We start from the raw sequence: 333 nt of genomic DNA on the forward strand, positions 1-333 counted from the left end.
GCACCCTCGCTGGTCAGCTTCGATCGCATCGCGACGCCTGCGATCAGTAGCGAGCTGGCAGTTGGGCGCTGCCGTTCTCGGACGAAGTAGCTCCCCGGTCGCATCTCTCGTGTAGAAAAGCGCATCTTCAGGAGCGCTTCCGTGTCGGCAGAGAAAAGCTCCACACGCCTTGCAAGCTTCTCGACAAACTGTCGAAGAGGATTGATATCCATCACAGGCGCTCCGAAAGCGCCAGGAGGCGTACCCAGCTGCCCTTCCTAGGGTCAGGACTCGTTGATCACAGCCAGAAGATGACGGTGGCAGCGAGGGCCACGGCGGAGAAGAAGGCGGTTG

Annotated in this window: 1 pseudogene; it reads right to left on the bottom strand. The window is 60.4% G+C overall.

Annotated features, from left to right (window positions below):
- Nucleotides 1–212 (bottom strand): annotated as a pseudogene (locus AC0CH8_RS18835) (hypothetical protein); the annotation flags it as partial.
- Nucleotides 213–333 lie beyond the last annotated feature (121 nt).

The sequence above is a fragment of the Sphingomonas sp. AC435 genome (assembly GCF_979253005.1).